At 68.2% G+C, this 15,072-nt stretch carries 11 protein-coding genes; 2 read left to right on the forward strand and 9 right to left on the reverse strand.

Annotated features, from left to right (window positions below):
* Positions 1 to 71 precede the first annotated feature (71 nt).
* Positions 72 to 1,127: a bifunctional DNA-binding transcriptional regulator/O6-methylguanine-DNA methyltransferase Ada gene (gene ada / locus LH62_RS22705; protein WP_043366434.1), complete on the forward strand. Its 1,056-nt coding sequence runs from the start codon at positions 72 to 74 to the stop codon at positions 1,125 to 1,127.
* On the opposite strand, the gene dnaE is transcribed toward ada, so the two are convergent.
* The gene (gene dnaE / locus LH62_RS22710) at positions 1,124 to 4,579 is read right to left on the reverse strand and encodes a DNA polymerase III subunit alpha (protein ID WP_043364429.1); all 3,456 of its coding nucleotides are present in this window, start codon (positions 4,577 to 4,579) and stop codon (positions 1,124 to 1,126) included. The genes ada and dnaE overlap by 4 nt on opposite strands.
* Positions 4,580 to 4,626: 47 nt before the next feature.
* Between dnaE and LH62_RS22715 the strand changes: the two genes are divergently transcribed.
* Complete coding sequence (locus LH62_RS22715) at positions 4,627 to 5,499, forward strand: DMT family transporter (protein ID WP_160299873.1); 873 nt, start codon at positions 4,627 to 4,629, stop codon at positions 5,497 to 5,499.
* Here LH62_RS22715 and LH62_RS22720 read toward each other — a convergent pair whose 3' ends face one another.
* From LH62_RS22720 to LH62_RS22755, 8 genes are all read right to left on the reverse strand, one after another.
* The gene (locus LH62_RS22720) at positions 5,500 to 6,180 is read right to left on the reverse strand and encodes an ABC transporter ATP-binding protein (RefSeq protein ID WP_043364431.1); all 681 of its coding nucleotides are present in this window, start codon (positions 6,178 to 6,180) and stop codon (positions 5,500 to 5,502) included.
* Positions 6,173 to 7,429, reverse strand: a complete 1,257-nt coding sequence (locus tag LH62_RS22725) for a lipoprotein-releasing ABC transporter permease subunit (RefSeq protein ID WP_043364432.1) — start codon at positions 7,427 to 7,429, stop codon at positions 6,173 to 6,175. The genes LH62_RS22720 and LH62_RS22725 overlap by 8 nt, the downstream gene beginning before the upstream one ends.
* Positions 7,430 to 7,437: 8 nt before the next feature.
* A complete protein-coding gene (gene proS / locus LH62_RS22730; RefSeq protein ID WP_043364433.1) occupies positions 7,438 to 8,748 on the reverse strand; it encodes a proline--tRNA ligase in 1,311 nt (436 codons plus the stop codon).
* Positions 8,749 to 9,152: 404 nt separating this feature from the next.
* Positions 9,153 to 9,413 (reverse strand): DUF1467 family protein, encoded by a 261-nt coding sequence (locus LH62_RS22735; protein WP_043364434.1) that lies wholly within the window; start codon positions 9,411 to 9,413, stop codon positions 9,153 to 9,155.
* 191 nt (positions 9,414 to 9,604) lie between these two features.
* Positions 9,605 to 11,275, reverse strand: a complete 1,671-nt coding sequence (locus LH62_RS22740) for a ribonuclease J (protein WP_052214838.1) — start codon at positions 11,273 to 11,275, stop codon at positions 9,605 to 9,607.
* A 134-nt stretch (positions 11,276 to 11,409) separates the two neighbouring features.
* Positions 11,410 to 12,138 (reverse strand): biotin--[acetyl-CoA-carboxylase] ligase, encoded by a 729-nt coding sequence (locus LH62_RS22745; protein ID WP_043366439.1) that lies wholly within the window; start codon positions 12,136 to 12,138, stop codon positions 11,410 to 11,412.
* On the reverse strand, positions 12,135 to 13,556 hold the full coding sequence (gene nuoN / locus LH62_RS22750; RefSeq protein ID WP_043364436.1) for an NADH-quinone oxidoreductase subunit NuoN: 1,422 nt from the start codon (positions 13,554 to 13,556) through the stop codon (positions 12,135 to 12,137). Before nuoN ends, LH62_RS22745 begins: the two co-directional genes overlap by 4 nt.
* A 4-nt stretch (positions 13,557 to 13,560) precedes the next feature.
* A complete protein-coding gene (locus LH62_RS22755; RefSeq protein ID WP_043364437.1) occupies positions 13,561 to 15,072 on the reverse strand; it encodes an NADH-quinone oxidoreductase subunit M in 1,512 nt (503 codons plus the stop codon).

The raw sequence follows: 15,072 nt of genomic DNA on the forward strand, positions 1-15,072 counted from the left end.
GCAATGCCCGGATGGTTGCCGAAGGCCCGCATCGCCATCCTGATACCGGCAGCGACGACGAGGACCGACCGATGCTCGACCAGGATGCCCTGCGCTGGGAAGCCCTGCTGGCCCGCGATCCGGCGCCCGATTGCGGCGCCTTTCTCTATGCCGTCACCACCCAGGGGGTCTATTGCCGGCCCGGATGCCCCTCGCGGCCGCCGCTCCAGCGGAATGTGCGCTTCTATGCCGATGCGCCGGCGGCGGAGGCGGAGGGCTTCCGCGCCTGCAAGCGCTGTGACCCGAAGGGTGAGCGGGCAGCCATCCATGCCGCCGCCATCAGCGCCGCCTGCGGCCTGATCGAGGCGAGCGAGGCGACACCATCGCTGGCGACGCTGGCCGACCGGGCGGGCTATGCGCGGCACCATTTCCTGCGGCTGTTCAAGGAAATCACGGGCGTGACGCCGCACTCCTACGCCGCTTCGGTGCGGGCGCGGCGGCTGCAGGCTTCGCTGGCGGCAGGCGACCGGGTAGCAGAAGCGGTCGCCGGCGCCGGCTATGGCAGCGAGAGCCGGGTCTACGGGGCACCGGGGCGGGTGCTGGGGATGACCCCGGGCGCCGCACGGCGGGGCGGCGAGGGCGAGACGATCCGCATCGCCACGGCGACCAGCGCCCTCGGGCCGCTGATGGTCGGGGCGACGGAGAGTGGCGTCTGCTTCATCGGCTTCGCGGAGGATTACGACGCGCTGGAGGGGGATGTGCGGCAGCGCTTCCCCAAGGCGCGGGTGGAGCCCGCGCCGGAGGCGCTGGCGGAGACGGTGCGGCAGGTGGTGGAATTCCTGGAGGAGCCGAAGGCCGCCCTCGCCCTGCCCCTCGACCTGCGCGGCACCGCTTTCCAGCGGCGGGTCTGGGAAGCGTTGCAGGCGATCCCCTTCGGCGAGACGCGGACCTATGGGCAGATGGCCGTCGCCATCGGTGCGCCGCGGGCGATCCGCGCCGTTGCGCGGGCTTGCGCGCAGAACCACGTGTCGCTGGCCGTGCCCTGCCATCGCGTGGTGGGCGCCGATGGCGACCTCACCGGCTATCGCTGGGGCGTGCCACGGAAGCGGGCGCTGCTGGCGAAGGAGCGGGCGGGGGCGAAGGGCTAGACCGCTTCCACCTCCGCCACGCCTGGCAACACCTTCATCGCCTGCATCAGCCGAGGCGAGACGTTGAACTTGCCGGGCAGGGCGAGTTCAACCTCCTGCCCCTCGCCGGTGCGGGCGACGACGACGACGCGGCCGCGCCCCCTGCCTTCGCGCTCCAGCAGGGTGCGGATCGGATCGACCGCGGCTGGTCCTTCCAGCCAGAGGCGGATGCCCTGGCCGACACCCTGGCTGGCCTTCTCCAGGCTCTCCACCTCGCTCGCGGTCAGGCGCAGCGCGTCGTTGTCCAACCGCGCCTCGGCCTTGACCAGCAGGGCATTGCCCTCGGTCAGCAGGTCGCGGACGCGGTTGAGCACTTCGCTGAACAGCGTCACCTCGAAGCTGCCGGTCTGGTCGGAGAGGGTCAGCCAGCACATGCGGCTGCCGGTGCGGGTCGGCCGCTCCTTGGTGGCGACGACGGTGCCGGCTAGCGTCAGCTTGGCCGAGCCGCCCTTGGCGCGATCGGCGACCGCGACGAAGGGCGTGGCGCCAAGGCGTCGTAGTACTTCTCCATAGGTGTCGAGCGGATGGGCGGAAAGGTGGAAGCCCACCGCCTCCGCCTCGTAGGCCAGCTTCTCAAGCTGCGGCCAGTCGGGGATGTCCTTGAGGCGCAGCGGCACCGGGCCGCCGGTGCTGCCGAACATGTCGGCTGTCGGGTCGTCGCGCCGCTCGGCGGCCTCCTGCGCGGCGCGCAGCAGCACTTCGGCGCCGGAGACGAGCCTGGCGCGGTTCGGCTCCAGCGCGTCGAAGGCGCCGGCCTTGGCCAGGTTCTCGATCTGCATCTTGTTGAGGAGCTTCGGGTCGACGCGATGCGCGAAGTCGGCGACCGAGGCGAAGGGCCGGCCCGCATCGCGCGCCGCGACCAGCGCCTGCATCGCCGCCGCGCCGACGCGCTTGACCGCGGCGAGGGCGAAGCGGATCGCCTGCTTGCCGTCCTCCTGCGCCTCGACGAGGAAGAAGGCGCCGGAGCGGTTGATGTCAGGCGGCAGCACGGGGATGCCGAGGCGCGAGCATTCCTGCATGTGCCCGGCCAGCTTCTCCGTCTTGTCGAGGTCGAGCGTCATCGAGGCGGCGAGGAAGGCGACGGTGTGGTTCGCCTTCAGCCATGCGGTCTGGTAGCTGACGAGCGCATAGGCCGCGGCATGCGATTTGTTGAAGCCGTATTCCGCAAACTTCGCCATCATGTCGAAGATCTCAGTCGCCTTGGCCGGCTCGATCCCGTTCTTGACCGCGCCCTCTGTGAAAATGGCGCGCTGCTGCTCCATCTCCTTGGCGATCTTCTTGCCCATGGCGCGGCGCAGCAGGTCGGCGCCGCCGAGCGAGTAGCCCGCCAGCTCCTGGCTGATCTGCATCACCTGCTCCTGGTAGACCATGATGCCGAAGGTCTCCTCCAGGATGGGGTGGATCTTCGGGTGCGGGCTCTCCCAGGGCTCGCCGGCCTTGCGCTGGCAATAGGCGGGGATGTTCGCCATCGGGCCGGGCCGATAGAGCGAGACGGCGGCGACCAGGTCCTCGAAGCGGTCCACCTTCATCTGCCGAAGGCAGTCCCGCATGCCCTGGCCTTCGAACTGGAACACCCCGGCGGCGTCGCCCTTTCGCAGCATCTCGAAGGTCTTGGCATCGTCGAGCGGGATCGCGTTGATGTCGATCTCGGTCCCCTGCCCCTTCAGGATCTCCAGCGCCTGCTCGATGACCGTCAGCGTCTTCAGGCCGAGGAAGTCGAACTTCACCAGGCTCGCCTGCTCGACATACTTCATCGAATACTGGGTGATGAGCATGTCGCTGCGCGGATCGCGGTAGAGGGGGACGATGTCGATCAGCGGCTTTCGGCCGATGACGACGCCAGCCGCGTGCGTCGAGGCGTTGCGGTAGAGGCCTTCGAGCTGGTTGGCGATCTCGAGCAGCCGCGCCACCTGCTCGTCGCCATCGCGCATCTGCTGCAGCCGCGGCTCGCCCTCGATCGCCTGGGCAAGGGTCACCGGCTTGGCCGGGTTGAAAGGAATGAGGGAGGCGATGCGGTCCACCTGCCCATAGGGCATGCCGAGCACGCGGCCGACATCGCGCACGGCCGCTTTGGCCTGCAGCTTGCCGAAGGTGATGATCTGCGCGACCCGGTCCTCGCCGTATTCGCGGCGGACATAGGCGATGACCTCGTCGCGACGGTCCTGGCAGAAGTCGATGTCGAAATCCGGCATCGAGACGCGCTCGGGGTTGAGGAAACGCTCGAAGAGCAGTCCGAAGCGCAAGGGGTCCAGGTCGGTGATCTGCAAGGCCCATGCGGCGACGGAGCCCGCGCCCGATCCGCGGCCCGGCCCGACGGGGATGGGCGGGGTCTGCGCCTTCGCCCATTGGATGAAGTCGGCGACTATGAGGAAGTAGCCGGCGAAGCCCATGCTTTCGATGACGCCGAGCTCGTATTCCAGGCGCGTCGTGTAAACCTCGCGCCTGTCAGCCTCGATGCCTGCCGCGTCGAGCCGGGCGGCGAGGCCGCGGCGGGCCATGTCGCGCACCGTCTCCGCCTCGGTCATGCCGGGCTGTACCTTGGGGCAGATCGGCAGCTCGGGCTTCTTCGTCTCCGCCATCACCGCGCAGCGGCGGGCGATGGCGAGGGTGTTGTCGCAGGCATCCGGCAGGTCGGCGAAGAGCGAGCGCATTGCGGATGCCGGCTTGAACCAGTGTTCGGGCGTGACGCGGCGGCGGTCCTTCTCGGCCAGCGTGCGGCCCTCGGCGATGCAGAGCAGCGCGTCATGCGCCTCATGCATCGCGGAAGCAGCGAAATAGACGTCGTTGGCGGCGACGATCGGCAGCGCCAGCTCATCGGCGAGCGCGAGCAGCGCCGGCTCGATCGCCTTCTCCACCTCGAGGCCATGGCGGTGCAGCTCCACTGCAAGCCGGTCGGGGAAGGTGGCGGCAAGGCGACGGAGCAGGTCTTCGGCCGGCTCGCGGCGGCCTTCCGCCAGCAACCGGCTGACCGGGCCGAGCGTGCCGCCGGTCAGCAGGAAGATGCCCTCCGCATGCTCCTCCAGCGTCGCATAGCTGAGGCAGGGCTTGCCGGAGGCGTCGGAGCCGAGGAAGGAGCGCGAGGACAGGCGCTGGAGGTTGTCATAGCCCTGCGCATTCATTGCCAGGGCGACGATCGGATCGGGCGGCAGGCGCTCCGCCTCGGGCCGGGGGTCGGAGGCGGCGCGGGAAAGCCAGAGCTGGCACCCCATGATCGGCTGGATGCCCTTGCCCTGGCACCCTTGGGCGAATTCGAGCGCGCCGAACAGGTTGGCCGAATCGGTCAGCGCCACGGCCGGCATCCCGGCTTCCTTGGCAAGGGAGGCCAGCTTCTCCGCCTTGATGGCGCCCTCCGAGAGCGAATAGCTCGAATGAACGTGGAGATGGACGAAGCAGGCCGTCGAGTCGTCGCGCATGGCGGAGAGACTAGCACAGCGGCACCCTCCCCGGCATGATCCACGCGATGCCGGAACAGCCCAGCCGCGCCGTGGTCGCCGCCGGCGTCCTCGCCATGTTCATGTTCAGCGCCAATTTCGCCGCGACCGGCCACGCGCTGGCGGAGGGGCTGTCGGTGCCGGACCTCGTGTTCCTCCGCTATGGCACGGCGGGGCCGCTCTTCCTCCTGCTCCTGCTGCGGATCGGGCTCGGCGGGCTCGCCTGGTGGCGGGCGGTGGTGCTCGCGGCGCTCGGCGGGGCGCCCTATTTCCTGCTGACGGCCGTTGCGCTGCGCTTCGCGCCGGCGGTGCATGCCTCCATCCTCAATCCTGGCGGGACGATGATCTTCGCCCCACTGCTCGCCTGGTGGCTGCTGCGGACGCCGCCAGAGATCGGCGTGCGGATCGGCCTGCCGGTGATTGCCGCGGGCCTCCTGCTGATCGGCGGGGCGGGGCTCGGCGAAGGCGGCGGCAAGGTCTGGATCGGCGACCTGATGGTGCTGGCGAGCGGCTTCAACTGGGCCCTCTATGGCGTGCTGATGCGCCGCTGGGAGGTGAGCGGGCTGCGGGCGGCCGCGATCATTGGTGCCGTCTCGCTGGCCTGGGTGCCGGTGCACCTCATTGTCTTCGGCATCGATGGCGTCGCCGCGCATCCGGCGGAGGCGCTGCGGCAGGCGGGCTACCAGGGACTGATCGCCGGCGGCCTCGCCATCATCCTCTACAGCCGGGCGGTTGTGGCGATGGGGCCGGCGCGGGCGGCGCTGCTGCCGCCCCTCGTCCCGGCGCTCGGCGTGCTTTGGGCCTGGCTCCTGCTCGGCGAGCATGTCACGCCGATGCAGGTCGCCGGGATGGTGACAGTCATCGCGGGGATGCTCTGCGGCGCGCTCTGGCGGCGCCGCTGATCAGCCCGGGACGATACACCCGTCACGGAGCGTCACCACCCGATCCATCCGCGCAGCCAGCGCCGGGTTGTGCGTGGCGATCAGTGCCGCGACGCCCTGGCCGCGCACGGCCGCCAGCAACTCGCCGAAGACGAGGTCCGAGGTGGCGGTGTCGAGATTGCCGGTCGGCTCGTCGGCCAGCAGCACCTTCGGCGCATTGGCCAGCGCCCGGGCGATGGCGACGCGCTGCTGCTCGCCGCCGGACAGCCGGCCGGGACGGTGATGCTCCCGTCCCCTGAGGCCGAAGCTCGCCAGCAAATGCCGGGCGCGCTCCTGCGCGGCGGCACGCGGCGTGCGGTTCGCCATTTGCGGCAGGACCACGTTCTCTTCGGCGGTGAATTCCGGCAGGAGATGGTGAAACTGGTAGACGAAGCCGATCTCGGTGCGGCGGATCGCGGTGCGGGCATCGTCGGAGAGCGTGCCGGCGGCGCGGCCGGCGACGAAGACCTCGCCCGCATCGGGCCGCTCCAGCAGCCCGGCCAGGTGCAGCAGCGTCGACTTGCCGGTGCCAGACGGCGCAACAAGGGCGACGATCTCGCCCGCGGCCAGCGTCAGCTCGGCCCCGGTCAGCACCGGCAGCTCACCCGCCTCGGTGCGGAAGCGGCGGACGACGGCGTCGAGCCGGAGCGGCGCCTCACTCATTGCGCAGCGCCTCCACGGGGTCGAGCCGCGCGGCGCGCCAGCTCGGATAGACCGTCGCCAGGAGCGACAGGCCGAGGCCCATCAGCACCACCTGCACCACCTCGTTCGGGTCGACCACGGCCGGGAGCTGGGAGAGAAAATACACTTCCGGGCTGAACAACTCCGTTCCCGTCAGCGATTGCAGCGCCTCGCGGATGCTTTCGATGTTCATGCAGAAGACGAGGCCGATGCCGAAGCCGATCAGCGTGCCCATGACGCCGACCGAGGCGCCGCAGAGCAGGAAGATGCGAAGGATGGCGCCGCTCGTCGCCCCCATGGTGCGGAGGATGGCGATGTCCCGCCCCTTGTCTTTCACCAGCATGATGAGCGAGCTGACGATGTTGAATGCGGCGACGATGATGATGAGCGTCAGGATGAGGAACATCACGTTCCGCTCGACCTGCACCGCGTTGAAGAAGCTGCTGTTCGCGTCCTGCCAGTCGACGATGCGGACGGGCCTGTCCTGGCCGAGCGCGCGGCGGATCTCGAGGTTGACGCCCCTGACGCGCGTCGGATCGTCGACGAAGACCTCGACCTGCGTCGCCGCGTCGCCGGTCTGGAAGAAGAGCTGGGCGGCCTGCATCGGCAGGTAGACGAAGCTGGTGTCGTACTCGTTCATGCCGATGTTGAAGAGCGCCACCACGCGATAGGCGCGGACCCGCGGCAGGGTGCCGAGCACGGTGGTCCGGCCCTGGGGCGAGACCAGCGTCACCCGGTCGCCCAGGCCGATGCGGAGCTTGCTGGCGAGACCGGTGCCGATGACGATGCTGTCCTCGCCGCCGAACTCCGCCAGCGATCCGCGGCGGATGTTGTTGGCAATGATCGATTTCGCCCGCATGTCCTCCGGCGTGATGCCCCGCGCGAGTCCCCCCGAGGCGCCGCCCTGCTCGCTCGTCAGCAGCACCTGACCCTCGATGATCGGCGTCGCGGCGGTGACTCCCTGGACGCGCCGGACGGCCTCCGCCAGCGGGTCGTAGTCGCGCAGGTTGCCGCCATCGGCGGAATAGACGCCCATATGGCCGTTGAGGCCGAGGATGCGGCCGAGCAGCTCCTGCCGGAACCCGTTCATCACGCTCATCACGATGATCAGCGTGGCGACGCCGAGGGCGATGCCGACGAGCGAGAAGATTGCGATGACGGAGACGAAGCGCTCGCCCTTGCGGGCGCGCAGGTAGCGAAAGGCGACGGCGCGCTCGAAGGCATTGAACATGATGGCGCTCAGGCGCCCTTGATGCGGGCGATGGCATCCTCGAGCGACAATTCCAGCCGCTCGCCAGTGGCACGTCGCTTCAGCTCGACCTTGCCGGCCGCCGCGCCGCGTGGGCCGACGATCGCCTGCCAGGGGTAGCCCATGAGGTCCGCATCGGCGAATTTCACGCCAGCGCGCTCGGGCCGGTCGTCATAGACGGCATCCGGGGCGAAGGCGGCGTAGAGCTGGTCGCAGAGAACGTCGGTCGCAGAGTCGCCCTGCTTCAGGTTCAGCACGGCGAGGCGGAAGGGCGCCACCGCATCCGGCCAGATGATGCCGGCCTCGTCATGGCTCGCCTCGATGATGGCGCCGACCAGGCGGGAGACGCCAATGCCGTAGCTGCCCATCTCCGGCGTCACCGCCTTGCCGTCCGGCCCCTGGACCTGCAGGCCCATGGAGGCGCTGTACTTGGTGCCGAAATAGAAGATGTGGCCGATCTCGATGCCGCGTGCCGAGACCTGGCGCTCGGCCGGAATGGCGTTCCAGGCGGCCTCATCGTGCTTCTCGTCGGTCGCGGCGTAGCGGCTGGTCCAGAAATCGACGATGGGCGAGAGGTCGCCCTCATAATCCGGCGCCTGACCGAGCACGTCGAAGTCGAGCAGGTCGCGGTGGAGGTAGACCTGGCTCTCGCCGGTCTCGGCGAGGATCAGGAATTCATGGGAAAGGTTGCCGCCGATCGGGCCGGTATCCGCCTGCATCGGGATGGCCTTCAGGCCCATCCGGGCGAAGGTGCGTAGGTAGGCCACGAACATCTGCCGGTAGCTGCGCTGGGCGCCTGCGTAGTCGAGGTCGAAGCTGTAGGCGTCCTTCATCAGGAATTCGCGGCCGCGCATGACGCCGAAGCGGGGGCGCACCTCGTCCCGGAATTTCCACTGGATGTGGTAGAGGTTGCGCGGCAGGTCTCGATAGCTCTTCGCGTAGGTGCGGAAGATCTCCGTCACCATCTCCTCGTTGGTGGGGCCGTAGAGCATCTCGCGGTCGTGCCGGTCCTTGAGGCGCAGCATCTCCGGCCCGTAGGCGTCGTAGCGGCCGGATTGGCGCCAGAGATCAGCGGTCTGGATGGTCGGCATCAGGATTTCCTGGGCGCCGGCACGGTCCTGCTCCTCGCGGACGATCTGCTCGACCTTCTGCAGCACCCGCCAGCCAAGCGGCAGCCAGGCATAGATGCCGGCGCTGGTCTGCCGGATCATGCCCGCGCGCAGCATCAGCCGGTGCGAGGCGATCTGCGCATCGGCCGGGGTTTCCTTGAGGGTGGGCAGGAAGGCGCGGGAGAGGCGCAAGGCAGGCTCCAGGGGCTGGTAGGGCGGCGGAGACTAGTGGGGCGGCGTCCGCTCCGCCAGTGCTCCGGGTTCATGCCGCCATGCAGCAATTTTCTTTCGATGTTGCGGTGCGACACGAACAATCCAGAAAGATTTTTCCGCTTCAGGGTTGGTTTGATCTTGCGGAGCCGCTAGCGCTGCTATAGACAAAAAAAAGGGCCGTACCCTTGGGGTACGGCCCGAGTTTAGGGAGGAAACGCCAGTCACACGGCAGAAAGAGGACCAACCCTCTTCCTGTCAGTATGTTGGCGCGGGGGACCAACGTGGCACAATGCTAATCGATGCCACGAAAGATGAAAAAACTGGCTCCCACGCACGGATTGCAAAAATGAGAAGCGACGATGGCCTAAACGGCCGAAAGTCGCCTATTTTTCTGGCATCGCCCACCAACCGCTGCGAAAGCTCATATAGTCGCTGGTGATCAGCGCATAGGTGCCGAGCCAAAGGACGGTCGCCACCAGCGTGGTGATCAGCACCTTGCGCCACAGCCGCGGATTGGCCGGCGCTCCGCGCCAGCCGCTTTCCGGGTCGCCCTCCGCGACCGGCTGGGTTCCGATGGGAAGGATTGCGAACAGCACCACCCACCAGATGAGGAAATAGACGGCGATCCCGCTGACCCAACTCATGGGTTCGGCTCCCTTGGGGCGTGGTCGCCAGCGGCTGGACCGGCCGAGGCGTGCCTCACGCAGCGAAACGACGGATAAGATCCTACCCTGGCCTTCATAGGTCCTTCCCGCGAACAAGAGAGTTTGGCAGGCCACTGGCGACCAAGCTCGGTGTTGCGACCTCGAAGCTTCCAGGCTTCGAGGTCGAGACACTACACGCGCAGCAGGTGGACCTCGACATTCGGCCGCTTGCGCACCCGCCGGCCGATCGCCTTGCGGAGCGCGCTCCGTGCGGCCTCGCGCAGGGCATCGTCCTCACGCTTGAGCTGGACCGGCAGGTCTGTCACCGCCCGAGCGAGCTCCGCGGCGATCTGCACCGCCTCCTGCTCCCCGCTCTCGAACAGGCCCGGGGCGGAAACCTGCGGCGAGCCGACCACCCGCCCGCCGCCATCGACGGCCAGGGAAGCGACGACGACGCCGTTGAACAGCATCCGCTTCCGCGCCGCGAGTACGCCGCCGGAGAGCGGCAGCAGGCGGCCATTGTCGACGGCAAGGCGGCCGGTCGGTACGCCCTCCACCACATCCGGGCGGCCGGGTGCCAAGCGGAGGACATCGCCGTCCTCGACCAGGATGGGCTCCGCGCGCAGGTCGCGCGCCAGGGCGGCATGCTCCGAGAGGTGGCGCCATTCGCCATGGACCGGCACGGCATATCTTGGCTTCACCAAGCCATAGAGGCGCCGCAACTCGTCTCGCGCCGGATGGCCGGAGACGTGCACCATGTGGTCGTCCGCCGTCATCACGCGGCAGCCGCGGCGCGCCAGCTGGTCCTGCATCTGCAGGATCCCCCGCTCATTGCCGGGGATCATGCGGGAGGAAAAGATCACCGTATCCCCCTCGCCCAGCGCGATCGACGGATGGGTGTCGGCGCCGATCTTGGCGAGGGCGGAGCGCGGCTCGCCCTGGCTGCCGGTGCAGATGATGAGGAGGTTGTCGTCCGGAATGTAGCCGGCCTCGTCCTCCGGCACGAATGGTTCGACCGCCTTCAGGTAGCCGCATTCCCGCGCCGCAGCCTCGGCATTGCGAAGCGACCGGCCGAACAGCGCCACCTGCCGTCCGGCCGCCTGGGCAGCCAGCGCGATGCTCTCGACGCGGGCCAGGTTGGTGGCGAAGCAGGTGACGGCGACGCGGCCACGCAACCCACGGATCAGCGCCTCCATCGTCCGCCGCACCTCGGCCTCGGAGCCGCTATGGCCTTCGACCAGGGCATTGGTCGAATCGCAGACCATGGCGAGCACACCCTCTTCGCCGATGCGGGCGAAGGCAGCCTCGTCGGTCGGCGGGCCGAGCAGCGGCTCCGGGTCCAGCTTCCAGTCGCCGGTATGGAGGACGAGACCGTGCCGGGTGCGGATGGCGACCGCCTGGGATTCGGGAACGGAATGGGCGACGCGCAGGAATTCGAGGTCGAAGGGCTTCAGTTCGATCCGGCCACTGAGCGGCAGCGTGATGACCCGCGCCTCGCTGCCGAGGCCAGCCTCGTTCAGCTTCCGCCGCAGCACGGCCGAGGCGAAGGGGCCGGCATAAAGTGGGCAGCGCAGCATCGGCCAGAGATGCGCAACGGCACCGATATGATCCTCATGCGCATGGGTAATGACGAGGCCGACCAAGCGATCCCGCCGCTCCGCCAGCCAGGCGGGGTCGGGGACCATGACCTCCACCTCCGGCATCTCCGGCCCGCCGAAGCCGATGCCGCAATCGATCGCCAGCAGCCGCCCGTCGCAGCGGTAGACGTTGAGGTTCATGCCGATCTCGCCGGTGCCACCCAGCGGGATGAAGGCGAAGTCGTCGGTTGCGTCGGGGAGGGCCGAAGCCTGGAAATCGTTCATCACCACCTTCTAGGGCAATGCACCCTGCGGCGCGCGCCCCTACCTTTCATGCCATCGTAACCCCGTGGGCGGCCCCCCTGGCCGATCCCGGACGGATGCGAATATGAGTGAAAGAGATGGGAGCCGCATGGCGTTCAGCCAAGCCGGTGGATTTCACCGCTGCGGACGGCATGGAGCGCCCCCTCCCGTTCCAGCAGCAGGGCGCCATCCTCGGCGAGACCGGCAAAGAACCCGCCCTCCACCGGCCCCTCCCGCAGGGCAATGGGCGTGCCTGGCGACGGGCCCAGCGCCAGCCAGGCAGCGCGGACCGGGGCGAACCCCTCGGACGCATGGCGCCGGACCCAGTAATCCAGCCGGGCGATCAACCGCGCGGCGAAGGCTTGCGGCGGCTCAATGGAGCCAAGACAGGTGGTCGGGCGGTCGGGCAGGGATGGGGCATGAGCCAGATTGACCCCGATGCCGAGGCTCAACCAAGCCAGACGGCCGTCAGGATCGAGAGCGGACTCGGCCAGGATGCCGGCGCATTTCGCCCCATGCCGCAACAGGTCGTTCGGCCATTTGAGGCGGAGGGCGGCGGGGTCCGGATCGATCTCCGTTGCCGCTTCTGCCAGGGCGACACCGGCGAGGAGCGACCATTGCGCCGCCTCCCGCGCCGGCCCGCGAGGCCGCAGCAGCATCGAGCAGTAGAGATTTCCGGGCGGCGAGGCCCAGGCCCGGCCGGATCGGCCTCGGCCGGCGGTCTGTTGCAGTGCGATCACTGCAAGGCCTGCCGGCTCGCCTGCCTCTGCGGCTGCGGCGATGCGGTCGGAGGTGCTCGGCAGCGCCGCATGCACCTCAAGCCGCCAGCCCGGGGGTAGCGTCACCCCAGCAACGCGGCCGCCGCCGCCTGAGCCGCAGCGAGCATCGGCGCCGGCCAAAGGCAGAAGAACAGGGTGAAGAGGCCAGTGCCTGCCATGACGATGGTGAGGCTGGCCGGCGCCCGGTCCAGCGCGCCCACCGCCTCGTCGAAATACATCACCTTCACGATGCGGAGGTAATAGTAGGCCGAGACAACGCTGGTCAGCACACCGATGACGGCAAGCGTCCAGTACCCTCCCTGCACGGCGGCAAGGAAGACGTAAAGCTTGCCGAAGAAGCCGGCGAGCGGCGGAATGCCGGCCATGGAGAACATGAAGACCGCCATCCAGAGCGCCATGGTCGGGTCGGTCCGGCCGAGGCCGGCGAGATCCTCGATGCGCTCCACCGCCCTTCCCTGCCGCCGCATGGCGACGAGTACAGCGAAGCTGCCCATGTTCATGAAGACATAGATGGCCATGTAGACCAGCAACCCACGCAGCCCGATATCACTGCTGACCGCGAGGCCCATCAGCGCATAGCCGACGTGGCCGATGGAGGAGTAAGCCATCAGCCGCTTCAGGTTGCTCTGGCCGATGGCGGCAAAGCTGCCGAGGATCATCGAGCCAATGGACACCAGCAGGATGACCTGCTGCCACTGCGCCGCGAGGTCGCCGAAGGGACCGAGCAGCACGCGGGCCAGCAGCGCGATGGCGGCCACCTTGGGCGCGGAGGCGAAATAAGCCGTCACCGGCGTTGGCGCGCCCTCATAGACATCGGGCGTCCACATATGGAAAGGCACGGCCGATACCTTGAAGGCGAGGCCGGCGATCACGAACACCACGCCGACCACCACACCAGGCGAGGCGTCCTGCGAGGCCGAGAAGGCATCCGCCAGCCGGTCGAAATTCGTGGTTCCGGCAAAGCCGTAGACCAGCGAGCTGCCGTAGAGCAGCAGGCCCGAGGCGAGCGCGCCGAGGACGAAGTATTTGAGGCCGGCTTCCGCCGAGCGGGCATTATCGCGGTTGAAGGCGGCGATGACGTAGAGCGGCAGCGAGAGCAGTTCGAGCCCCAGATAGAGCGACATGAGGTCATTCGCCGAAATCATCAGCATGGCGCCGAGGCTGGCGAAGACGACGAGCACCGGAAACTCGAAGCGAGCCAGCCCTTCCTTCTCATTGAAGTCCAACGAGACCAAGAGGGCGATGGCCGCGGCGCCAAGTGACAGGATCTTCATGAAGCCGCTGAAGCTGTCGGCAACATAATGACCACCGAGCGCAGTCCCCTCACCCTGGCCGAGCACCAGGACGGCGGTCAGAAGCAGCGCGCCGATGGCGCCCATGGTGATGGGAAAGAAGGTTTCGGTCTTCGGGATCACACCAGCCAGCAGCAGCACGAGGCCGCTGCAGCCGAGCACGAGTTCCGGCAGGGCGAGGGTCCAGGACATCGGCTTACATTCCCGCCAGGCGGCTGAGGTTCAGCGCGGCCTCATGCCGCGCGACCAGCGCCGCGACGCTGGCCTCGAAGAAGGAAAGGAAGGGCTGCGGATAGATGCCCATCCAGAGCGTGAGCACGATCAGCGGAGCGAAGACCACGTATTCGCGCGGGCTGAGGTCGAGCAGCGCCTTGAGGTCCTCCCGCGTGATCTTCCCGAAGGAGACGCGGCGGTAGAGGTAGAGCATGTAGCCCGCGCCAAGGATCATGCCGAGCGCCGCGCCGAAGGCGACCCAGGGATTCACCCGCCAGGCGCCGACGATCACCAGGAACTCGCCGACGAAATTGGCCAGCCCCGGCAGGCCGATGGAGGCCATGGTGAAGAGCATGAAGACCAGCGCATAGGCCGGCATAATCTTGGCGACGCCGCCATAGCGCATGATCTCGCGGCTATGGACGCGATCGTAGAGCACGCCGACGCAAAGGAAGAGCGCGCCGGAGACGACGCCATGCGCCAGCATGGTGAAGAGCGCGCCAGACAGCCCCTGCTGGTTGAAGGTGAAGATGCCGATCGTGACGATGCCCATATGGGCGACCGAGCTGTAGGCGATCAGCTTCTTCATGTCCTCCTGCGCCAGCGCCACGAGCGAGGTGTAGACCACGGCGATGACCGAGAGGGCGAAGATCAGCGGCGCAAACGTCGCGCTCGCCTCCGGCAGCAGCGGCAGGGTGAAGCGGAGGAAGCCGTAGGCCCCCATCTTCAGCAGCACGCCTGCGAGGATGACGGAGCCCGCGGTCGGTGCCTCCACATGCGCGTCGGGCAGCCAAGTGTGCACCGGCCACATCGGCACCTTCACCGCGAAGCTGGCGAAGAAGGCGAAGAAGATCCAGGCCTGGGCGGCGCGTGGCACCTGGTACTGGAACAGCGCCGGGATGTCGGTCGTGCCGGCATTGTACCAGAGATACAGGATGGCCAACAGCATCAGCACGCTGCCGAGCAGCGTGTAGAGGAAGAACTTGAAGGCCGCATAGACGCGCCGCGCCCCGCCCCAGACGCCGATGATGAGGAACATCGGGATCAGAACGGCCTCGAAGAAGACATAGAAGACGATGAAGTCGAGGGCGCAGAACATGCCGACCATCATCGTCTCGAGGACGAGGAAGGCGACCATGTACTCGCGCACGCGCGACGTCACCGACTCCCAGGAGGCGAGGATGCAAAGTGGCGTCAGCGCCGTCGAGAGCAGCACGAAGAGCACCGAGATGCCGTCGACGCCCATGTGGTAGCCGACGCCGAATTCCGGCAGCCAGTCCAGCTTCTCCTCGAACTGGAAGGCGGCGGAGGCGGTGTCGAAGCGCGCCCAGAGGATGAGGCTGAGCAGGAAGACGATCAGGCTGGTCCAGAGCGCGGTCCAGCGGGCGTTGCGAGCGACGACCTCGTCATCGCCGCGCACGGACATGATGATGGCCGCCCCTGCCAGCGGCAGGAAGGTCAGCAACGAGAGCAGCGGGAAGCCGGCGGCGTTCAT

The organism is Belnapia sp. F-4-1 (assembly GCF_000802185.1).
Lineage (GTDB): Bacteria > Pseudomonadota > Alphaproteobacteria > Acetobacterales > Acetobacteraceae > Belnapia.